The organism is Kribbella lupini, assembly GCF_039529595.1.
GTDB lineage: Bacteria > Actinomycetota > Actinomycetes > Propionibacteriales > Kribbellaceae > Kribbella > Kribbella lupini.
The window spans coordinates 43,249-63,710 of the sequence record NZ_BAAANC010000001.1; the positions used below are offsets into that span (position 1 = coordinate 43,249).

Below are 20,462 nucleotides of genomic sequence, written 5' to 3' on the forward strand. Positions count from 1 at the left end.
GGAGGAAAGACGGTCTATGCCGAGCAGGCTGGATGACGAGCTCAAGCGCCTGGTGAGTGCCGGAGTGCTGCGTCAGTACCAGGCGGATGCCCTTCGTGACGCGGCCGACGCGGACAGTGCGGCACCGGAGCCCGGTACGGCGACCAAACCGGCTGAAACGCCCGCGCCCAAGCAGCCTCGCCCGGCTCCACCCCACAGCTCGGCGCTGATGGAGGTGCTCGGCTACATCGGCGGTGCCCTCCTCCTGGGCGCAGTGGCCCTTCTCACGGTGGCCAACTGGGGTGAGATGGGCCGAGCGGCCCGCATCACCACCGGTACGAGTGCGGCGGTCCTCCTCCTCGCTGCGGCAGTGGTGCTCGCCCTGTTCCGTCGCCGCGAGCAACTGAGCTCCGCACTCGCCTCACTGGGTTGCTGCGTCGCGGGCTTCGCCACGTACGTCGCGATCGAGGGCGAGGCCGGCCGGATCGCCGGTGTCGCAGTGGCCCTGGCACTGGCGGCAGTCGGTGTCTGGTGGCTGCAGGGTTCGTCCCTGCTGGTGGCGATGTTCAGCATCCTCGCCGTCGGGGTGCTGGTGATCACCTCGGACGTGCTGACGCCCGCGGACAGCGTGCACACCAACAGCGCGGGCATCGCCGGCACCGGGTTCATCCTGGTCGCCTTCGTGCTGGCCCTGGTTGGTCTGGTGCGCGACCAGGTGACGTCGTGGTCGCTGGCCGGTGCGGCGATGTTCAGCTCGTCCATCTGCTGGCTGATCCAGGAGCGCGGCGAGGTGATGGCGCTGGCGGTCGGTACGGCGGGTCCGGCCGCGCTGCTGGTCGCGTACGGCCGGGTGCACGCGTCGGCGTACGCGGTGGTCGGCTGCTCGATCCTGCTGGTGATCTGGCCGACCGCGCTCTACCAGCTCACCGACAACGTGGCCGGCGTGGCCATCGGTCTCGTGGTCGCCAGCGCCGGCCTGCTGGTCGCCGTACTCGTGCTGTCGCGTCGTCAGCGGCGGACCACGTGAGAGTCGTCGTACTGGGTGCAGGCGTCAGCGGCCTGTCCACTGCACTCCTGCTGCGTAAGCGCGGCGACGACGTCGTCGTGGTGAGCGCTGACGCCACAGAAGCGACCACCTCCCACCTGGCGGCCGCAGTCTGGTTCCCGACCTCGGCCGGACCGGCCCACAAGGTCGCCGCCTGGGGCAGTACGACGTACGACGTGCTCGCAGCCGAGGCAGAGCGTGGCGTACTCGGTGTGGTGATGCGCGAGTCCCTCGTGGTCTACCGCGAAGAGCCTGGCCCGCAGCCATGGGCGGACGCGGTCGGTGACGTCCGTCCGGCGCGGCCGGACGAGCTCCCACCCGGCTACTCCCACGGCCTGCGGTTCGCCGTACCCCTGGTCGAGATGCCGACGTACCTGCCGCGCCTCCACCAGCGCTACCTCGACACCGGCGGCCGGCACGTCGTACGACGAGTAGCCGCTCTCACCGACCTGCTCGACTTGTCCCCGGACGTCATCGTCAACTGCGCCGGCCTCGCCGCCGGACAGCTGGTCGGCGACCGTACGACGTACCCGATCCGCGGCCAGATCGTCCGGGTGCGCAACCCCGGCCTCACCCTGTCCGTCCGCGACGAGCACCACCCGGCGGGCCGGGCCTACATCCACCCGCGCACGGACGACTGCATCCTCGGCGGCACGCTGGACCAGGGCAGCTGGGACACCACGGTCGACGACGCCACCACTGCCTCGATCGTCGCGCGCTGCACCGATCTGGTCCCTGCACTGGCCGAGGCCGAGGTCATCGAAGCCCTGGTCGGCCTGCGTCCGGGCCGGCCCGAGGTGCGGCTGGAGCGGGACGAGGAGCTCGTCCCCGGGGTGCCGGTCGTGCACAACTACGGCCACGGCGGCAGCGGCATCACCCTGGGCTGGGGATGCGCCCAGGAGGCCGTCAGCCTCGTGTGACCTTCAGGCCGCGCAGCGACAACGTCCCGTCGAGCGAACCGCGGCCCAGGTGCAGGTAACCGCCGCGGAACGTGTTGTCCTCCACAGTGACTCGCGCGGGCCGGTCCAGTCGGCTCCAGGTGAGTCGGGTCGGCGTCACCTCCAGCCGGAACTTCATCCACCGCCCGCGCACCGGCTCCGCCGTCACCTCCGAGCCGAGCAGCGTCCCGGCCGGCTTGCCCACCTCGTGCTGGTAGAGCCCCACCTCGCCGTCGCGCTGCATGATCGCGTGGTAGCCGTTGGACAGGCCCTGCCGGTGTTCGTAGTACCGGTCGTCGGTGTGCCCGAACGCCAGCGTCAGGTTGGCCGTCGGGTCCTTCGGCAGGACGTCGTACGACGCCTCGAACTCGACCGAGTACGCCGGTGCGGTGATCGGGCCCAGGTTGCCCAGCGTGAGGAAGTGCTGCGCCTTGCTCGCGGCCAGGCGAATCGAGCCGCCCGGTCCCCACTGCAGCGCGAAGCGGTCGTCGTACGGGTCCCTGGTCAGCTCACCCGGTACGGCGAGGCCGCGCGCCCACTGGTCGGCCACACCGACCTCGGTCTTGCCCAGCAGGTAGGTGATGTTCGACGTGACCGCTCCGGCCATGCCCAACGCGGTGTAGTGCGTCAGGTCGGACCGCCGGTGCAGCGGGTAGGGCCAGATCGGGATGCCGGTCGCCACGGCGTTGTCCACCAGCTCACCGGCCAGGTAGCCACCGGGCCCGGAGTTCGGTACGACGATCGCGTCGCTGCGGGGCGACAGCAGGCTGGCCACGGTCTGCACGGACTCCAGCGTCATCTCCGCGGGGGTCGTGTAATAGGCGAACACGCCGAGTCCCTGAGCCTTCGCCTCGGTGATCCGCTTGCTCCTGAAGTACGTCTTCAGCATCACCGACGTCTCCAGCCGATGCTTGGCGACCATCGACATCATCGGCCCGTGCGCCCGGTCGTCCTTGGCCTCCACGCAGAGGATCGCCCGGCCGCCGAACCGCTTGAGCACCTCCTCGAACAGCGGCACCCGGACCTTCGTGGTCTGCCAGTACGGGCCCAGCCGGGGCACGTCGATCCACCCCTTCTGCAGGTCGGCGTAGCTGATCCGGCTGAGCAGGCCGGCCAGATTGGTGGTCCGCTCGAGGCTCTGGTCGTGCAGGCAGACCAGGACGTTGTCGGACGTGATGCCGACGCTGATCTCCAGCGCCTGGGCGCCGGCGTCGAAGGCGGCCTGGTACGACTCCATGCTGTGCTCGGGGAACAGGTCCCCGATGCCGCGGTGGGCGATCAGGTACTTGTCGCCGCGGTCTGCCACCCAGTCGGTCAGGTTGACAGCGCCCGGCGGCTCCGACTTCCCGTCGGCCGCGTCGGCTCCACGACAGCCGGTAGCCACCGCACCTACAGTCAGTGCGCCCAGCCAGCCCATCGCCGTACGGCGTGTGATCTCCATAGCCTGTCCCTCCGGCGACGCAGGCCCCCCGCCCGTCGCTCTGCCACCGGCAGGGTAAGGGCATCCGGCGCCTGGTGGCACAGGTCGTTCCACGACCTTGACCAAGTTCTGCGGCGCGCTGCGTTCTGCTCAGGGCCCGGTCATACGGCAGACTCGCACGCGTGACTGCTCCCACTCCAGCCCTTGTCGAGCTAGCGGTAGCCCACGGCGTTGCGACGGAGTACTGGGACTGGCAGGGCCGACATGTGCAGGTCTCCTCCGAGGTGGTGTCGGCTGTGCTCGCCGCACTCGGTGTGGACGCTTCGACACCGGCCAAGGCGGCCGAGGCGCTCGACGAGCACCAGTTGGCCCGCTGGCGCCGGGTACTGCCCGCCACCCTGGTGATGCGCGAGGGCTGGACGCCCTGGTTCCCGCTGCACGTGCCGCACGGTTCGAGCGTCGAGGTGTGGGTCGACCTGGAGGACGGCGGCCAGCGCCGCGACATCCCGCAGCAGGAGAAGTGGGTCGAGCCGCAGTGGGTGGACGGTGTACAGATCGGTGAGGCGACGTTCCAGCTGCCGGGGGACCTGCCGCTCGGCTACCACCGCCTCTGCGCGCGTCTCGGCAGCAGTCCGGAGGTCTTCACCGGCACGGTGATCGTCACGCCCCAGCGGCTCGAGCCGCAGAAGCTGGATCGCACCTGGGGCTGGGTGCTGCAGCTCTACTCGGTCCGCTCGCGCCGGTCGTGGGGGATCGGTGACCTGCACGACCTGGCCGACCTCGCCGCCTGGTCGGCCGGTGACCTGGGCGCAGGCTTCGTCCTGATCAACCCCTTGCACGCCGCCGAGACCGCGGGCCGGATGGAGCCTTCGCCGTACCTGCCGGCCTCACGCAGGTTCGCGAACCCGATCTACCTGCGGATCGAGGACATCGACGAGTACGGCGACCTCGCGCCCGCCGAGCGGGACCGCGTGCGCACGCTGGGGCTCCAAAGCAGGGCCCTGAACGAGGACGCCGACTGGATCGACCGGGACACCGTCTGGGCCGCCAAGCGGGAGGCGCTGCAGCTGCTGTTCGGCGTCCGCCCGTCGATCGGCCGGATCGCCGAGTACGGCGCGTACTGCGACCGTGAGGGCCACGGTCTGATCGACTTCGCCACGTGGGCCGCGATCGCGGACGTGCACGGGCCGGAGTGGAGCAAGTGGCCCGAGGAGCTGCGCGACCCGGCCGCCCCGGCAGTTGTTGCCTTCCGCAACGACAATCCGGACGCGGTGGAGTTCCACTGCTGGCTGCAGTGGCAGCTCGACGAGCAGCTGGCGCGGACCCAGGCCCGGGCGAAGAACGCGGGTATGCAGCTGGGCGTCGTCCACGACCTTGCTGTCGGCGTGCACCCGGACGGCGCCGATGCCTGGGCGCTGCAGAAGGTGCTCGCGGCGGGCATCCACGTCGGTGCTCCGCCGGACGCGTTCAACCAGCAGGGCCAGGACTGGTCGCAGCCGCCCTGGCGGCCGGACGCACTGGCCGAGACCGGGTACGCCGCCTGGCGTGAGCTCGTCCGGGCCCAGCTGCGGCACGCCGGTGGGCTGCGAATCGACCACATCCTCGGCATGTTCCGGCTGTGGTGGGTGACCTCGGAGGAGAGCCCGACGCAGGGCACCTACGTGCGCTACGACCACGAAGCACTGATCGGCATCCTCGTGCTGGAGGCGGCCCGGGCCGGTGTGATCGTGGTGGGGGAGGACCTCGGCACGGTCGAGCCGTGGGTCCGCGACTACCTGACCGAGCGCGGCGTACTCGGTACGTCGGTGCTCTGGTTCGAGCGGGACGCCGACGGCAAGCCGCTGGCGCCGGAGCGGTGGCGGGAGCTCTGCCTGGCCACAGTGACGACGCACGACCTGCCGCCGACGGCCGGGTACCTGGCCGGTGACCACGTCGAGCTACGGGACCGGCTGGGCCTGCTGACTCGGCCGGTGGCCGAGGAGCTCGCTGTCGACGAGGCAGACCGCGACGCCTGGCTCGCCGCGCTTCGCGAGCGGCACCTGCTGTCCGGCCACGAGGGAGAGGTCGAGCGGATCGTCGAGGCGCTGCACAGGTACGTCGCGCACACCCCCGCCAAGCTGATCGGCGTCGCCCTGGCTGACGCCGTCGGCGAGCGCAGGACCCAGAACCAGCCGGGCACCACGGACGAGTACCCGAACTGGCGAGTCCCGCTGGGCGGGCCGGACGGGATGCCGGTGCTGATCGAGGACCTGCCCAACAACACCCGGCTGCGTCGCCTGGTCGGGGTCCTCAGATAACTATCTGTCAGGGGACGCTTACGAGCTGTTGACAATAAAATTGAAAGGTTGCTATCTATTGTCCTTTCCGTACCGCCCCCCTTGACGGAAAGGAAGTCCTCGCATGCGAGCACGCAGAAAGACCCTCGCCGGGATCGCGATCGGTGCGCTGGCACTCACCGGAATCACCGCCGTGCCCACGGCGTACGGCCACGGCTACACCACGTCCCCGACCAGCCGGGCCAAGCACTGCGCGAACGGCACGGTGCAGAACTGCGGCAACATCCAGTGGGAGCCGCAGAGCACCGAAGGCCCCAAGGGCTTCCCGAGCGGCGGTCCCGCCGACGGCAAGCTCTGCTCCGCCGGGATCGGCGCGTTCGACCAGTTGAACGACCAGCGGGGCGGCGCATGGCCGACCACCCAGCTCAACTCCGGCTCGTTCTACACCTTCAACTGGACGCTGACCGCGGCCCACGCGACGACGGACTTCAAGTACTACATCACCAAGCAGGGCTGGAACCAGAACGCCCCGCTGACCCGGTCGGCGCTGGAGCTGACGCCGTTCCTGACCGTCCCGTTCAACGGCGCCCGGCCGGGCTTCCAGGTCTCGCACTCCGGCCAGCTGCCGACCCGGTCCGGCCGGCACATGATCCTCGCCGTCTGGACCATCGCCGACACCGGGAACGCGTTCTACCAGTGCTCGGACGTCCGCTTCTGACGCCCGGCGTTTGGTAACTAACTTTCCTGGGCAAGGCACTCCTTGAAACTGACCGCCCCACTGTTTCAAGGAGTGTCCCCATGAAAACCTCCGTACGCCGTGCGCTGGTGACCGCCGTCGCCCTCGTCGCCGGGCTGACGCCCGGTGTCGTCGCCGTCCAGCAGGCCGCCGCCGTCACCAAGCTCACGCACAGCCAAGCCACCAGCCGGTTCAGCGCGGCCGGCGTCACCTGGTCGTCCAGCGGCGGGTGCTCGACCCGCACCAACCCGACCTGTACCTCCTTCGAACAGATCAACCTGGCGACCGTGCAGGGCACGATCACCCTCAAGCAGGCCAGCGGTTGCGCGGTCCGGGTCACCGGCGGCACCGAGACCGGCCACGCCAGCGGCACCTACAGCCACTGGAACGGGTACAAGGTCGACGTCGCGGTGACCTCCTGCGTCGACGGCTACGTCAAGGGCACCTTCACCCGGATCGCCAACCGTGGCGACGGTGCTCCGCAGTGGCAGTCCGGCGCCGGCAACGTCTACGCCAACGAGGGCAACCACTGGGACATCACCTACTACAACTGCGGCGGCTGCTGACCCCCTGAACCCGGCTCCGGCTGTATTGCGTGCAGCCGGAGCCGGTCACCGCGCGGAGACGGCGATGGCCTAGGCTTCGAACCGTGACTCCTTTGCTCTCCGGCCACACCCTGCTGGTGTTCGTCGGCATCCCGGCGCTGGTGATCGCGGTGATCTCGCTGCTGGTCTTCGCGTCCTCGATCGCGCAGGGCCCGCGGTACCGCCCGGGCCTGTCCTGGTGGGCTCCGCCGGTGTGGATCAACGGTCCGGTGACGACCAAGCCGGACCCGGCCAACCTGCCCGAGCTCCCTGCCGGCAGCACCCCGACCGCGACCGCCGCGAGTGGCGTCGCCCGTTCGACCGGAGGCGCAAGTGCCAGCTGGTGACGCTTTCACCCACGACCAGCTGCTCGACCTCGAGCGCGCGGTCCGGCACGCCGAGGCGGCCTCCGGCCTGCACTTCTCGGTGTACGTCGGCGGCGCCGACTCCGAGACCCGGCCGTTCGCCCTCGAGCTGCTGAACGAGCTGCCCGACCCGGACCGCACCGTCCTGGTGTACGTCGACCCGGCCGGTCGCCGGCTGGAGATCGTCACCGGCGCCACCGCCAAGCGGCAGCTGTCGGACCACTCGGCCGGACTGGCCGCGCTGACCATGCAGACGTCGTTCGCCACCGGCGACCTGACCGGCGGTCTGGTGACCGGCGTACAGCAGCTGGGCGACCACGCGCACCAGGCGCCGCTGCTGCACGCGAACGAGCCGCACCAGCAGTAATTCGCCTGCCCCCGGGGTCGTGCTCCGGTAGAAAGACCTGGTGAGTTCCACGCGTCTCGAGCCGACCGAGATCCAGGCCGGCGACCTCCTGCTGCGACCGTTCGCGGCGTCCGACGAGCCGGGGGTCGCCGTCGCGCTGGCCGACCCGGGCATCCTGCGCTGGACGGCCGGGAACGCGGTCATCGCGCTTCCGGCGGCTCAGCGCGCCAGGGCCTGGCTGGAGCCGCGGGTGCGGTCGTGGGCGGTCGGCAACGCGGTCTTCGCCGTCGCCGACCGCGCGAGCGGTGAGCTGCTCGGCTCGGTGACGCTGCGGGACGTGCACCGGATTCCCGACCAGGCGCTGGCGGCGTACTGGGTGACACCGGCCGCCCGCGGCCGTCGAGTGGGCGCACGGGCCCTGGACGCGGCGAGCCGCTGGGGGTTCTCGGACCGCGTCGGGCTGCACCGGATCTCGCTCGACCACGCCCTGGTCAACGAGGGCTCCTGCCGCGTCGCCACGGCCGCCGGCTTCCAGCTGGAAGGCGTCATGCGGGACTACTACGTCGAGCCCTCCGGCCGACGCCACAACTCACACCTGCACGCCCGGCTCGCCACCGATCCGGGCCTGCAGGGTTAGTCGAGTGCTGCCGCCGGCTCGTACGTCGGGCAGGCGTTGTTCGCGTAGACCTTCTGGACCTTCGGGGAGACGCACACGTTCATCGCGTTGACCGACGAGGACGCCGGACCGACGTACACGATCCAGGTGGCCGTGACCGGCTGGCCGCCGTCCACGATGCCCGGGTACTGACCGTCCGCCAGCATGGCCCGTGCCGGTACGCCGGCGGTGATCAGCTCGGCCGCCTTGCTCTTGGCGAGCTGATCGGCGGCCATGCCCGCATCCGTCGGGTAGGTGTCGAGCACCGCGATCCACTGGCCCTTGTGGAACTTCGGCGACTCCGCCCCGGTGTTCGGCGTCTTGCTGGCCGCCGTCGTCTTCACTGTCGACGGCTTGGGGACGGCGGGCTTGCGGTCGGCCTTCGCCGTACTGGGTGCGGCCGGAGCCGGCGGGTTGGACGGTGGGACGGACGGCGCCGTGACGGCCGAGTCCCGGCCCGTGCCGGTGCCGCCGCCGGCCTCGGGGTCGGCCGAGTTGCCGTTGGTGAGGATGAACGCGAACGTGCCGACCATCGCCGTACCGGCGACGACGGCCGCGCCGATGGCGGCGCGTGAGCGCTTCGGCCGGTCGCCCTTGGGGCCGTTGCCCCGGCGTCCCCGCCCGTTGTCGCCGCGATCGCCGGACGAGCCGGTCGCGGTGGCGGGCGTGTGGTCCCGCGCGGCAGCCGCCGTACGACGGTCTGCGGCCGGTCCGACCCGGGTGTCGCGGTTCGCCCGCCCGTGGGCGCTGTGCGCGCCGTCGGTCGGCGGGTAGTGGGCGTAGTCGTCCGGAAGTTGCTCCACGCCGTACGACGTGGCGTGCGCCGCGGCGACGTGCCGCGACGGCTCGGTGTCGATCAGCTCGTCGAACGGCGCCGGAGCGATCCGGTCGGTCGGGAGCTGAAGTCGGGGCAGAACAACTGGTGCAGAGGCGGGTTCGGCCGGTTCGACGGGCGCGAACGACGCACCCGCGGCAGCGGCCAGATCGGCAGCCGGACCCGACCAGAGGTCGGTGGGCGGATTCCGGTGGTCCAGGGATGTCACGGCAAAGGTCCTCCCCAAGTCCTTTCCGTCGGATTTTCCGGTTCAGCTTAAGCCTGAACCGGCCGGTAAGTGAGTACTCCTCAGGTGCCAGAAATCTCCTTTCCCGACCGCCGATCGCAGGCTGGAATCAGCTCACCACGATCTGACGACAAACAACCGTTTGACCGTCACGAGCCGCACACGAACTACTACTGCCCGGATTCTCCGGTGAACGCGTCAATTTCCTTCGATCAACAGGCTGCAGGAAACCCGTTCACCGAATTCACAGGAAATCCGCAGCCCGGAACGGGTCAGGTGCCGGACGGGATGCCGTCGAGCTTGGGGGCCGGGCGGGTGTCGAGGGCATCGTCGAGCCAGCCCTCGATGTCGACCTCGGCGTTGAGGATGTGGTGGACGTACGACGAGCGCTCGTGGGTGAGCACCTCGAGCTCCCACACCGTCGGGCCGACTCCGCTCGGGGCCGGACGCAGGTCGTCGACGGCGAGGCCGCTGAACAGGCTGAGCCGGGACCGGAAGTCCTTCGACCAGGTCTGCACGACCAGCGAGATGCCTTCGTCGAACAGGTGCAGGACGACGACGCCGAGACCCAGGCCGCTCATCGCGTCGTCGAACTCGAGCTGCCGGGTCGCGGTCGCGCGGGCGGCGGCGACCATCTCGTCGTCCCAGGAGCGGCCGCGGGACGTGACGACGTACGGCTTGACCAGGCGGTGCGGGTAGCGCCAGGGCATCAGCGGGGTGACCGGCCGCGGCCGGTACGCCTCGGCCAGTCCGGTCAGGGCAACTGCAGCTGCACCAGCAAGGGCGGGATCAGGGGAAGCCACCGAGACAGTCTGCTGCATCCAGCGGAAACGATCGACCCCGCCGACCGCACAGGCCGGCGGGGTCGTCGTGATAACCGGGGACTCAGCCCTCGGCGTCGCGGCGCTGCGCGGCCAGGGCGCGGACCAGGTCGGCCCGGGCCTCGCCGACGTAGCGCAGGGTCGGTGCGTCGACCGACTCCGCCTCGGTGTCCAGCCAGCCGGTCAGGGCGTCCAGCGTGGACTCCTCCGCCAGGTGACGCGGCGACAGGTAGACCAGGACGTTCTCGCCCATCGAGGAGCCGAGGCGCGTGTAGACGTCCTTGGCCGCCGTCAGGTACTTGCCGACGTACGGCCGCAGCAGGTCCTCCTGGCCCGGCTGCTGGAAGCCCAGGATGGTCCGGAACTGCGTCTCGTTCGGGGTGTCGTCGGACTCCACCGCGATCTGCCAGGCCGCTTCCTTGGCCTCGGCGGTCGGCCGGGCGGCCCGGGCCTGCGCGGCCCGCTCCTGCCCGGTGATGGTGCTGTCGCGGGTCAGCTCGTCGTCGATCGCGTCGCCGTCGATCCGGCCCAGCCGGGCCAGGGCGACGATCAGCGTCCACCGCAGGTCGGTGTCGACGACCAGTCCGTCCGGCAGGTCGTTGCCGTCGAGCCAGCCGGCGAGCCGGTCCGCACCGGCGTCGGAGAAGACCCCACCGATGTAGGCCCGGGCGAACGCCAGTTGGTGGTCGCTACCGGCAGCGGCGTCGGCCAGCAGCTCGGCCAGCGCCTCCTCGTACTGCGCCCGCAGGGCAGCCCGGTTCTCCGGTGCGGCGTAGTTGTTGATCGCCGTGGTCGCCTGCCCGAGCAGCGACCGTACGCCGGTCAGGTCCGTCTCGGCGCGGATCCCCTTGAGCACGATCCCGACGTACTGCGAAGCCGGCATCTCGGCGTCGCGCGTCATGTCCCAGGTGGCACCCCAGGCCAGGGCCCGCGGCAGCGACTCGGACAGCTGGTCGATCGACTCGACCAGGGTCGCCCGGGAACGCTCGTCCAGCCGGATCTTGGCGTAGGTCAGGTCGTCGTCGTTCAGCAGGACGAGGTCCGGCTGGGTCGCGCCGACCAGTTCGGCCAGCTCGGTGCGCGGGCCGTCGATGTCGACCTCGAACCGCTCGGTGCGGACCAGGCCGGCGTCGGTGCGCCGGTAGAGCCCGACCGCGAGCCGGTGCGGCCGCAGGACCGGGAAGTCCGCGGCGGCGGTCTGCTCGATCGCGAACGACGTGAACGCGCCGTTGGCGTCGACGCTGAAGTCCGCGCGCAGCGTGTTCACCCCGGCGGTCCGCAGCCAGCGCTCGGTCCAGTCGTCCAGGTCGCGCCCGGACGCCTTCTCCAGCGGCTTCAGCAGGTCGGCCAGCTCGGTGTTGCCGAAGGCGTGGTCGGCGAAGTACTCCTTCAGTGCCGCGATGAAGGTGTCCTCACCGACGAACGCGACCAGCTGGCGCAGCGTCGAGGCGCCCTTGGCGTAGGTGATGCCGTCGAAGTTCACCTCGACCGCGTGGAAGTCGACCATGTCCGCGGCGATCGGGTGCGTCGAGGGCAGCTGGTCCTGCCGGTACGCCCAGGTCTTGCGGGCGTTGCAGAACGTCGTCCACGCGTCGGCGTACTTGGTGGTCGCGGTCGCCTGCGCCCAGTGGCTGGCCCACTCGGCGAACGACTCGTTCAGCCACAGGTCGTCCCACCAGGTCATCGTGACCAGGTCGCCGAACCACATGTGCGCGAGCTCGTGCAGCACGGTGTTCGCGCGGCTCTCCAGCTCGGCGTGCGTGGTCCGGCTGCGGTAGATGTACTCGTCGCGGATGGTCACGCAGCCCGCGTTCTCCATCGCGCCCATGTTGTACTCCGGCACGAACGCCTGGTCGTACTTGCCGAACGGGTACGGCGTACCGAAGGCGCGCTCGAACAGCTCGAAGCCCTGCTTGGTCACCTCGAACAGGTCCTCGGTGTCCAGGTGGTCGGCCAGCGACGGCCGGCACAGCAGCGACAACGGGTACGTGCCGTTCGGGCCCTCGTAGGAGTCGGTGACGACGTGGTACGGGCCGGCGACGACCGCGGTGATGTACGTCGACATCGGGACCGTCGGGGCGAACTCCCAGCGGGCCAGCTCCTCACCGTTCTCACCGGTGTACGGCGTGGGCTCGGGGGTGGCCGCGTTGGAGATGACGACCCAGCGGGCCGGGGCGGAGACGGTGAAGGTGAACGGGGCCTTGAGGTCGGGCTGCTCGAAGGTGGTGAAGACCCGGCGCGCGTCCGGGACCTCGAACTGGGTGTAGAGGTAGGTCTCCTTGTCGGCCGGGTCGACCGAGCGGTGCAGCCCTTCACCGGTGCGCGAGTAGATGCAGTCGGCGACCACGCGCAGCTCGTTGCGCTCCTGCAGGTCGTCCAGCTGGATCCGTGAGCCGTCGTACACGCTGTCCGGGTCGAGCGAGCGGCCGTTCAGGGTGATCTCGCGGACGGTCGCGGCGATCAGGTCGGCGAACGTGCTCGCGCCGCTCTCGGCGCCGAAGGTGAGCGTGGTGGTCGACGCGAAGGTCGGGGCGCCGCTCGCGGCCGTGCTCAGGTCGAGCTCGATCGCGTAGCTCACGTCGCGGAGCAGTCCGGCGCGGGTCCGCGCTTCGTCGCGGGTCAGGTTGGTTCCAGGCATATCGGCATCCTATGCACCTGACTGCATGTGGTGGTGCGGGTTTCCCCGCGATCTGGGTAGGTTGAAACCACAGCGGTATCGAATTTCATTCAATTTTGTATCATTAGGCCATGACTGCCCCCGCTGAATTCTGGTTCGACCCGGCCTGCCCGTGGGCCTGGATGACGTCTCGCTGGATGCTCGAGGTCGAGCAGGTCCGCGACGTGAAGACGAGCTGGCACGTGATGAGCCTGTCCGTCCTGAACGAAGATCGCCAGGAGCACGACGCCGGCTGGCACCGCCGGCTCGGCATCGTCCGGGTCCTGATCGCCGCCGAGCAGGCGCACGGCAGCGAGGTGCTGCTGCCGCTCTACACCGCGCTCGGTGAGCGGATCCACGTCCAGGGCCGCGGCACCAACGGCAGCGACGGCGACGTGCTGGCCGAGGCGCTGGCCGAGGTCGGCCTCCCGGCCTCGCTGCTGGAGGCCGCGGACACCGACAAGTACGACGACGCGCTGCGCAAGTCGCACAACGCCGGCATGGAACTGGTCGGCATGGAGGTTGGTACGCCGGTCATCGCCGTCGAGGGCGTCGCCTTCTTCGGCCCGGTCGTCACCCCCGCCCCCAAGGGCGAGGCGGCCGGCAAGCTGTGGGACGGCGTCCGCCTGGTCGCCGGGACCGACGGCTTCTTCGAGCTGAAGCGCACCCGGGACCGGAGCCCGTCCTTCGAGTGACCTTCGGTTTCTCGTACAAGGGTTGAACGTTCGACCGTGTCGTCCGAAGGTTCCCTTGTGAACCCTCAGACCGGCGTCACCGTGTTCGACCGCGTCACCGGACAGCTCACCGAGCAGTACAACCCGGACTCGCGGTTCCGCTCCGCCTCGGTGGTCAAGCTGCTGATCGCGCTCGACTTCCTGTGGGACCGCGGGCCGGCGTACGCGATCTCGGCGCAGGACCGGGCGCGGTTGGACGTGATGCTGCGCAGCAGTGACGACGACGCGGCCAGCTACTACTGGGACGAGCTCGGCGGCGGCGCGATCGTCGACCGGATGGTCGAGCGGCTCGGGCTGACCCGCACGACCCGGCCGCCGGCGACCCACCCGGGTTTCTGGGGGTACGTCGCGATCACGCCGGCCGACACGATCCGCATCTACCTGCATCTGCTGGAGCACGCGCCGGCGCCGGTCCGCGAGCTCGTGATGGGCAACCTGCGCCGGGCGACCCGGAACGGGACCGACGGGTTCGACCAGTACTTCGGGATCGCGTCGGTGTTCGGCGGCGACTTCAGCATCAAGCAGGGCTGGTCGGGATTCTTCGGGTCGAGCGGATTCGGCTCCGGCCGGACGAAGCCGCAGACCGGGATCGACCTGATCAGCGAGGCGCTGCACACCACCGGCACCGTCGGGCCGGGGGACCGGACGATCGTGGCGGTCTACACCCTGCACCCGCCGGGTACGGCGTACGCGAAGGCCTCCGAGGACGTGAACCGCCTGGTTCGGCAGCTCAACATCCCCGGCGGGCCCACCGCGCCGAAGGTCCCCGGCGTCTCGAACGAGTGACCGGGCTGCGAGACTCGTGGCCATGCGAGTGCACATCGGCTCTGACCACGCCGGCTTCGAACTGAAGAACCACCTGGTGCAGCACCTGACGGCTGCCGGGCACGACGTCGTCGACCACGGCCCGGCCGTGTACGACGCGGTGGACGACTACCCGCCGTACTGCCTGCGGACGGCCGAGGCGGTGGTCCAGGACGACGGCAGCCTGGGCATCGTGATCGGTGGCTCCGGTAACGGCGAGCAGATCGCCGCGAACAAGGTGAAGGGGGTCCGGGCCGCGCTGGCCTGGAGCACCGAGACCGCGAAGCTCGGCCGCGAGCACAACAACGCGAACGTGATCAGCGTCGGCGCCCGGATGCACAGCACCGAGGAGTCGACCGGGTTCGTCGACACCTTCCTGGCCACCGACTACTCGGGCGAGGAGCGGCACACCCGCCGGATCGAGATGCTGGCCGGCTACGAGGAGACCGGCGAGCTGCCGCCGCTGCCGGAATCGTCCTGACCCTCGCGCGGTTGTTCTCGGTGAGGCCGGTCCTCGCGCGGCCGGGACACGTCCCGGGCCCGCATCGACCGGCCGATCCCGATCACGGCCGGGGTCGGAGCACTCCGGCCCTTGCCCGCACCACCTGCTGACGTCGTCCCCATACGAGGAATCATGCCCGAAGGTCACACCCTGCACCGGTTGGCGAACGACGTCTGGGACGCGTTCGGCGGCCGGGTCGTCCGCGCGTCCAGCCCGCAGGGCCGGTTCGTCGACGGCGCCGCGCTGCTCGACGGGCGGGTGCTGCGGCACACCGAAGCCCACGGCAAGCACTTCCTGGCCGAGTTCGACGGCGGCGGCTGGCTGCACATCCACCTCGGGCTGATCGGCAAGGTCGACTTCGGTACGGCGCCGATCCCGGAGCCGGTCGGCCAGGTGCGACTGCGGCTGCAGAACGACGCGGCGTACGCCGACCTGCGCGGCGCGACGGTCTGCGAGGTGATGACGGACGGCGAACGCGAGGCGCTGATCGGGCGACTCGGCCCCGATCCGCTGCGCGACGACGCCGACCCCGACCTGGCCTGGAAGCGGATCCAGCGCAGCAAGCTGCCGATCGGCCAGCTGCTGATGGACCAGGAAGTGCTGAGCGGAGTCGGCAACGTCTACCGCGCCGAGGTGCTGTTCCGCGCCAAGCTGCACCCGATGACGCCGGGCCACCTGGTGAAGAAGCGTGAGTGGCAGGGCATGTGGTCCGACCTGCTCGAACTGATGAAGTACGGCGTGGAGACGGGCCGGATCGACACGGTCGCCGACGACCACACCCCGGAGGCGATGGGCCGCGACCCGCGCCAGGACGACCACGGCGGCGAGGTCTACGTGTACCGGCGTCAGGGACAGCACTGCCACGTGTGCGACTCGGTGATCCGGACCGAACTGCTGGCCGGACGCAACCTGTTCTGGTGCCCGAAGTGCCAGCGCACCGGCTTGACCAGGAAACCTCCCGTGACGGCGCCGAAAAAGCCCAAGGTCAAGAAGTAGTGACGATCTGATGCACGGACCGGTCGGTGCCGTTATCTTCGTTTCACCATGAGCGGTGGCGGCGGTTTCGCTGGCTTGCGACGGGCGGGCCTGCGGGCTGCCCGGACGCTGGTTCGGCGTGCCCGCAAGTCGCATCCGCTGACCCTGATCATGCTGCTCGGCGTCACGGTCGCGATCAGTGCGCTGTCGCTGTTCCTGCCGTCCTTGATACCCACCGCGGCGCTGACTATTCCTCTGCTGCTCGGCGGGTTGCTGCTGCGTTTCAAACCCCTGGTGGTGCTGACCTTCGTCGCTCTGGCACTGGGCTCGTACGTGATGTCCGAGCGCGCGGCCGGGCTCCCGAAGATCGGCTTCGTGGTGACGCTCGGCGTGGTCGGCTGGATCGTGCTGACCGGCGCGAAGGTGCGCAGCCGGCTCGGAGTCCAGGGCAGTCGCGGCGAGTCGATGCTGATCGAGCTGCGCGACCTGCTGACCGCCCAGGGCGAGTTCCCGCGACTCCCGTCCGGGTGGCTGGCCGAATCTGCGATCCGCTCGGCCGGCGGCCAGTCGTTCTCCGGTGACTTCGTCGTCGCGGCGACCCGCGGCGACCACCAGCTCGAGGTTGCGCTGGTCGATGTCTCCGGCAAGGGAATCGATGCCGGGACGCGCGCGCTGCTGCTGTCGGGCGCCTTCGGTGGCCTGCTCGGCGTCGTACCGGTCGAGGAGTTCCTCCCGGCCGCGAACCACTACGCCCGCCGGCAGGACTGGGACGACGACTTCGCGACCGTCGTGCACGTGGCGATCAACCTGAGCACCGGCGAGTTCGAGGTCCGTACGGCGGGCCACCCGCCGGCCATCCAGTTCGACGCGTGGTCCGGCCGCTGGACGACGCGGGAGGCCGAGGGGCCGCTGCTCGGGCTGGTCGAGACGCCGGAGTTCGCGGTGAACAAGGGCCAGCTCAAGCTCGGCGACGCGCTCTTCCTCTACAGCGACGGCATGGTTGAGACGCCGCGCCGCGACATCGGCCTCGGCACGGATCGCCTCGCCGGGCACGCGGAAACCCTGGTGGCGAAGGGCTTCGAGGGGGCCGCCGACGAGCTGGTCGACGAGATCGGCGGACCGGGGGACGACTCCTCGATCGTCGTGATCCACCGTCAGACGCACCCGTCCGAGTCCGTGACGACGTGCGGCGCCGGCCGGCCGGCCGAGGCCGGACCGAGCCGCCGCAGCCGTCACACCGTGCTGCGCCAGGCGATGGCGGGTCGCGCGAAACCGGTCTGACCGCCGCCGTAAAGGTTGCTGCGCGCATCTAATTGTTACCGTGCGTCGTTGACTACGGTCCGCAGAAGCGCATACTGCAGGGAAGTGCGCACGCCAAGTAGTTGAACTCGGCAACCATCGCACGGGGGATCACTTCTGCTGGGGACGGGACCACTGACATGGGTACAGCTGGGATTCGGGCCCGGACCGCGAGCGCTGTCGCCGCGGCCGGAGCGCTGACAGTGTTGCTGGGAGCGGCCATGCTGGCCGCCGCGCCGGCCGCATCGGCCGGCCAGGCCGCGGTGCAGGCGCCGGGGAACAACGGCACCATCAAGATCGAGGGCGTCGACGTCCAGAGCGGACCGCCGGACAACAACCCGCACCAGGGCTGCTCGTTCGTGGTCGAGTTCTACAACTACGACAAGGGCGCCGACCTTCAGGCCGAGGTGACGTTCGCCGACCAGGCGCCGACCTCCGACGGCGGGCTGCAGGTCGTCTCCGGCGACCAGAGCCTGTTCATCGGCGGTGATCCGGCCGGTGGTGGGAACGACCTGGACGCCAAGGAGACCTACACCCTGAAGTTCACCGGGTCGCCGCACCCGCAGCAGGGGTACCACGTGAAGATCACCATCCACGCGGACGGATCGATCGGCAACGACACCAAGCACAAGGTCTTCTGGGTCGAGGGGTGTGGGAAGCCGCCGGTGACGCCGACTCCGACCCCGACGCCCACTCCGACGCCGACGCCGACGCCGACGCCGACGCCGACACCGACGCCCACGCCGACGCCGACGCCGACTCCGACTCCGACTCCGACTCCGACGGAGACGCCTTCGGTGACGCCGTCTGAGACGCCCTCTGAGACGCCGTCGGGGACTCCGTCCAGCAGCACTCCGCCGACGGTCGAGCCGAGCACGCCGGGGACAACCACGACCAGCCCCGCAGGCGCCATCACGACGGAGACGCCAGGCCCGGCGGTACCGACGGCGATCGACGCCGGCCTGTCCGGTGGGTCCTCGGGCGGTGACGGGCCCGGGCCGTTCGGGCTGCTCGGCGGCGTACTGATCGCTGCCGGTGCGGTGATGCTGTCCGGTGGAGCCGCGGTCGCACTGCGGCGCCGTGGGAAGCACGCGCTCTGAGGTGAGCCACGGTAAGCGTCGCGGCCGGCCCGCCCCTCTGCGGAGGGGAGGGCTGGTCGCGCTCGCCGGCCTCCTGGTCGTGGGGACCGGTGTCTACCTCCAGTTCGGCCAGAACACAGCTGACGCCGGAGCCGACCGGGTGCCGACCGAGAGCTGCGCTCCGGCCGACCGGTCCGTGGAGCGTGGTGGGGACCAGCCTGCTGCGGCACGAGCTGCAGGGTCGGGTACTGCGTTGCGGGCTGAGGCCGGATCCGACCCCTGCTCGGCGGACGGACCTGCGCAGGGCAACGGCCTGCAGCCGTCCGAGTCCGCGACGGCCAAGGCGCCGGGCGTCGGCGACTCGTCCGCGCACCCGTCGCCTTCCGCGACGCCCGGTTTGCCGAGTGCACGCAAGCCTCCCGCCGTCCCGCCGAGGCCTGGCCGGCCGAGCCGGATCTCGCTGGGGCAGTTGGGGATCACGGCGCCCGTCGTACCGATCAAGGCGGACGGCGGTGAACTGACACCACCGTCCGACCCGACCACAGTGGGCTGGTGGTCGGCTGGGGCCCGACCCGGCGCGGCGCGGGGCTCCGCCGTGATCACCGGGCACACGGTGCACGACGGCGGCGGAGCCTTCGACGACCTCGACCGGCTGACCACCGGGTCGATCGTCACCGTGACCACCTCACGTGGTGTGCTGCGCTACCAGGTCAGCGGCGTCACGACGTACCGGAAACGGACGCTCGCGGCCGCCGCGGGCCGGTTGTTCGACCAGCGGGGCGAGGGCCGGCTGGTCCTGGTGACCTGCGAGGACTGGAACGGCGAGGTCTACCTGAGCAACGTGGTCGTCGTGGCCCGGCGGATCGCGTAATCTCCACCCTCGTGGTGATGGATGGGATGAGCGCGCCGGACGTGTCGTTCGAGGACCTGGTCGCGACGATGCCGGAGTCGGTGCGGGAGGTCTTCCCGCCGGCCCGCTGGAAGATCGGCAAGCTGTGGGCGCTGGAGCTGCGCACCGAGCCGGTCGAGGTCGCCGACCTGGTCTGGATCTTCGACCTGCCGCTGTGGCCGCTGAACGGCGAACGCTTCAAGGTCACCCCGCACCAGGTTGCCGAGACGCCGATGAACTACCGCGACCACTACCAGCGGGTGATGGACGCCGACCTGGACTTCCCGATCCACCTGGTCGCGTTCCGCGGGCGGCTCGTCGTACTGGACGGGATGCACCGCTTGCTGAAGGCCCACTTCCTGCGCCGCCGCTGGATCGAGGGCAAGATCCTCACCGCCGCTCAACTGCAGGAGTGCGTCGGGCCTTAAGGGGGTGTCTGGTGGTTCCCCGCCTACTGCGCGGCACTCGGCACGGCATCTCGCTGCACGGGAGCCAAGCTCACGATGCTTCGCATCGCCACGCTCGTCTCCCGCACACCGAGCTACCGCACCGAGCACCTGCTCGCTACGGCGGGGAACCACCAGACACCCCCTAAGTCGCGGCCTTGATCACCCGGGTCAAGTTGCTGTGCAGCGACTCGAGCTCCTTCAGTGTCATGCCGAGGCGGTCGATGATCGCCGGCGGGATCTTCAGCGCCTCCTCGCGCAGCGCGCGGCCGGCCGGGGTGAGCTCGACGGCCAGTGAGCGCTCGTCGCGCGGGTCGCGGCCGCGGGTCAGGTAGCCGGCCGCTTCCAGCCGCTTGAGCAGCGGCGACAGCGTGCCGGGGTCGAGCTGCAGCAGGTTGCTGAGCTGTTTCACCGACAGCGGCGACTCCTCCCAGAGCGCGAGCATCACCAGGTACTGCGGGTGGGTCAGGCCCATCGGGTCCAGCAGCGGGCGGTACAGGGCGATCACGCTGCGGGACGCGACGGCGAGCGCGAAACAGACCTGACGGTCCAGTTGCAGCAGGTCGACCTCTTCGGTCTGGGCCACGAGCTTCCTCCTCCTTGATGTCTGGTCTACACTAACATTTGGTACACAAACTATTGCCACACCAAGTGTTTGGAGCGTGGGATGAACAACGAGGGGCTCAGCATCTTCTACCGGATCCGGTGGCGGCTGGTCTGGCTGCTGCTGCACGTGGCCGGCCCGGCGACCCTGCCGGACTCGCAGGACCCGCGCCGCCGGATGGAGCGCCAGCGTGCCGCCAAGGTCGCCGCGGCCCGGCGGGCGCGCGAGTCGCTGAGCAAGTAGGCGGA

General features: G+C 70.3%; 22 protein-coding genes. 17 read left to right on the top strand and 5 right to left on the bottom strand.

Features of this window, described 5'->3' with window-relative positions; genetic code table 11:
- Nucleotides 1-16 precede the first annotated feature (16 nt).
- A complete protein-coding gene (locus ABD235_RS00245) occupies nucleotides 17-1,006 on the top strand; it encodes a DUF2157 domain-containing protein (RefSeq protein WP_344167377.1) in 990 nt (329 codons plus the stop codon).
- The gene (locus tag ABD235_RS00250) at nucleotides 1,003-1,944 is read left to right on the top strand and encodes an FAD-dependent oxidoreductase (protein WP_344167380.1); all 942 of its coding nucleotides are present in this window, start codon (nucleotides 1,003-1,005) and stop codon (nucleotides 1,942-1,944) included. The genes ABD235_RS00245 and ABD235_RS00250 overlap by 4 nt, the downstream gene beginning before the upstream one ends.
- Here ABD235_RS00250 and ABD235_RS00255 read toward each other — a convergent pair.
- Nucleotides 1,931-3,403: a glycerophosphodiester phosphodiesterase gene (locus tag ABD235_RS00255; RefSeq protein ID WP_344167383.1), complete on the bottom strand. Its 1,473-nt coding sequence runs from the start codon at nucleotides 3,401-3,403 to the stop codon at nucleotides 1,931-1,933. The two genes, ABD235_RS00250 and ABD235_RS00255, sit on opposite strands and share 14 nt — an antisense overlap.
- Nucleotides 3,404-3,564: 161 nt before the next feature.
- Between ABD235_RS00255 and malQ the strand changes: the two genes are divergently transcribed.
- The 6 genes from malQ to ABD235_RS00285 all read left to right on the top strand — a co-directional run bounded on the left by malQ (nucleotide 3,565) and on the right by ABD235_RS00285 (nucleotide 8,326).
- Nucleotides 3,565-5,679, top strand: coding sequence for a 4-alpha-glucanotransferase (malQ, locus tag ABD235_RS00260; protein ID WP_344167386.1), 2,115 nt, complete (start codon nucleotides 3,565-3,567; stop codon nucleotides 5,677-5,679).
- Between the two features lie 103 nt (nucleotides 5,680-5,782).
- Nucleotides 5,783-6,376, top strand: a complete 594-nt coding sequence (locus ABD235_RS00265) for a lytic polysaccharide monooxygenase auxiliary activity family 9 protein (protein ID WP_344167389.1) — start codon at nucleotides 5,783-5,785, stop codon at nucleotides 6,374-6,376.
- Nucleotides 6,377-6,456: 80 nt separating this feature from the next.
- Nucleotides 6,457-6,960: a hypothetical protein gene (locus ABD235_RS00270; RefSeq protein WP_344167392.1), complete on the top strand. Its 504-nt coding sequence runs from the start codon at nucleotides 6,457-6,459 to the stop codon at nucleotides 6,958-6,960.
- Nucleotides 6,961-7,043: 83 nt separating this feature from the next.
- Nucleotides 7,044-7,325 (top strand): aa3-type cytochrome oxidase subunit CtaJ, encoded by a 282-nt coding sequence (ctaJ, locus tag ABD235_RS00275; protein WP_344167395.1) that lies wholly within the window; start codon nucleotides 7,044-7,046, stop codon nucleotides 7,323-7,325.
- The gene (locus ABD235_RS00280) at nucleotides 7,312-7,710 is read left to right on the top strand and encodes a DUF5130 family protein (protein WP_344167398.1); all 399 of its coding nucleotides are present in this window, start codon (nucleotides 7,312-7,314) and stop codon (nucleotides 7,708-7,710) included. Before ctaJ ends, ABD235_RS00280 begins: the two co-directional genes overlap by 14 nt.
- A 40-nt stretch (nucleotides 7,711-7,750) precedes the next feature.
- A complete protein-coding gene (locus ABD235_RS00285; RefSeq protein WP_344167401.1) occupies nucleotides 7,751-8,326 on the top strand; it encodes a GNAT family N-acetyltransferase in 576 nt (191 codons plus the stop codon).
- On the opposite strand, the gene ABD235_RS00290 is transcribed toward ABD235_RS00285, so the two are convergent.
- From ABD235_RS00290 to pepN, 3 genes are all read right to left on the bottom strand, one after another.
- Nucleotides 8,323-9,387: a hypothetical protein gene (locus tag ABD235_RS00290; protein ID WP_344167404.1), complete on the bottom strand. Its 1,065-nt coding sequence runs from the start codon at nucleotides 9,385-9,387 to the stop codon at nucleotides 8,323-8,325. The two genes, ABD235_RS00285 and ABD235_RS00290, sit on opposite strands and share 4 nt — an antisense overlap.
- Nucleotides 9,388-9,677: 290 nt before the next feature.
- Entirely contained in the window at nucleotides 9,678-10,208 is a 531-nt protein-coding gene (locus tag ABD235_RS00295) for a hypothetical protein (RefSeq protein ID WP_344167407.1), read from the bottom strand.
- An 82-nt stretch (nucleotides 10,209-10,290) separates the two neighbouring features.
- Nucleotides 10,291-12,864, bottom strand: coding sequence for an aminopeptidase N (gene pepN, locus ABD235_RS00300; protein WP_344167410.1), 2,574 nt, complete (start codon nucleotides 12,862-12,864; stop codon nucleotides 10,291-10,293).
- Between the two features lie 110 nt (nucleotides 12,865-12,974).
- Here pepN and ABD235_RS00305 point away from each other — a divergent pair, with 110 nt between their 5' ends.
- The 8 genes from ABD235_RS00305 (at nucleotide 12,975) to ABD235_RS00340 (ending at nucleotide 19,592) form a co-directional block, all read left to right on the top strand.
- The gene (locus tag ABD235_RS00305) at nucleotides 12,975-13,577 is read left to right on the top strand and encodes a mycothiol-dependent nitroreductase Rv2466c family protein (protein WP_344167413.1); all 603 of its coding nucleotides are present in this window, start codon (nucleotides 12,975-12,977) and stop codon (nucleotides 13,575-13,577) included.
- Between the two features lie 57 nt (nucleotides 13,578-13,634).
- Nucleotides 13,635-14,402, top strand: coding sequence for a serine hydrolase (locus ABD235_RS00310; RefSeq protein ID WP_344167415.1), 768 nt, complete (start codon nucleotides 13,635-13,637; stop codon nucleotides 14,400-14,402).
- A gap of 22 nt (nucleotides 14,403-14,424) precedes the next feature.
- Nucleotides 14,425-14,901, top strand: a complete 477-nt coding sequence (locus ABD235_RS00315; protein WP_344167418.1) for a ribose-5-phosphate isomerase — start codon at nucleotides 14,425-14,427, stop codon at nucleotides 14,899-14,901.
- A 153-nt stretch (nucleotides 14,902-15,054) separates the two neighbouring features.
- On the top strand, nucleotides 15,055-15,918 hold the full coding sequence (locus ABD235_RS00320; protein WP_344167421.1) for an Fpg/Nei family DNA glycosylase: 864 nt from the start codon (nucleotides 15,055-15,057) through the stop codon (nucleotides 15,916-15,918).
- Between the two features lie 75 nt (nucleotides 15,919-15,993).
- Nucleotides 15,994-17,178: a PP2C family protein-serine/threonine phosphatase gene (locus tag ABD235_RS00325; protein ID WP_344167424.1), complete on the top strand. Its 1,185-nt coding sequence runs from the start codon at nucleotides 15,994-15,996 to the stop codon at nucleotides 17,176-17,178.
- Between the two features lie 158 nt (nucleotides 17,179-17,336).
- On the top strand, nucleotides 17,337-18,296 hold the full coding sequence (locus tag ABD235_RS00330) for a hypothetical protein (protein ID WP_344167427.1): 960 nt from the start codon (nucleotides 17,337-17,339) through the stop codon (nucleotides 18,294-18,296).
- A 1-nt stretch (nucleotide 18,297) separates the two neighbouring features.
- On the top strand, nucleotides 18,298-19,146 hold the full coding sequence (locus tag ABD235_RS00335; protein ID WP_344167430.1) for a class F sortase: 849 nt from the start codon (nucleotides 18,298-18,300) through the stop codon (nucleotides 19,144-19,146).
- Nucleotides 19,147-19,163: 17 nt separating this feature from the next.
- Nucleotides 19,164-19,592, top strand: coding sequence for a hypothetical protein (locus ABD235_RS00340; protein ID WP_344167433.1), 429 nt, complete (start codon nucleotides 19,164-19,166; stop codon nucleotides 19,590-19,592).
- Between the two features lie 163 nt (nucleotides 19,593-19,755).
- On the opposite strand, the gene ABD235_RS00345 is transcribed toward ABD235_RS00340, so the two are convergent.
- Entirely contained in the window at nucleotides 19,756-20,196 is a 441-nt protein-coding gene (locus ABD235_RS00345) for a MarR family winged helix-turn-helix transcriptional regulator (RefSeq protein WP_344167436.1), read from the bottom strand.
- An 81-nt stretch (nucleotides 20,197-20,277) separates the two neighbouring features.
- On the opposite strand from ABD235_RS00345, the gene ABD235_RS00350 reads away from it, so the two are divergent.
- On the top strand, nucleotides 20,278-20,457 hold the full coding sequence (locus ABD235_RS00350) for a hypothetical protein (protein ID WP_344167439.1): 180 nt from the start codon (nucleotides 20,278-20,280) through the stop codon (nucleotides 20,455-20,457).
- Nucleotides 20,458-20,462 lie beyond the last annotated feature (5 nt).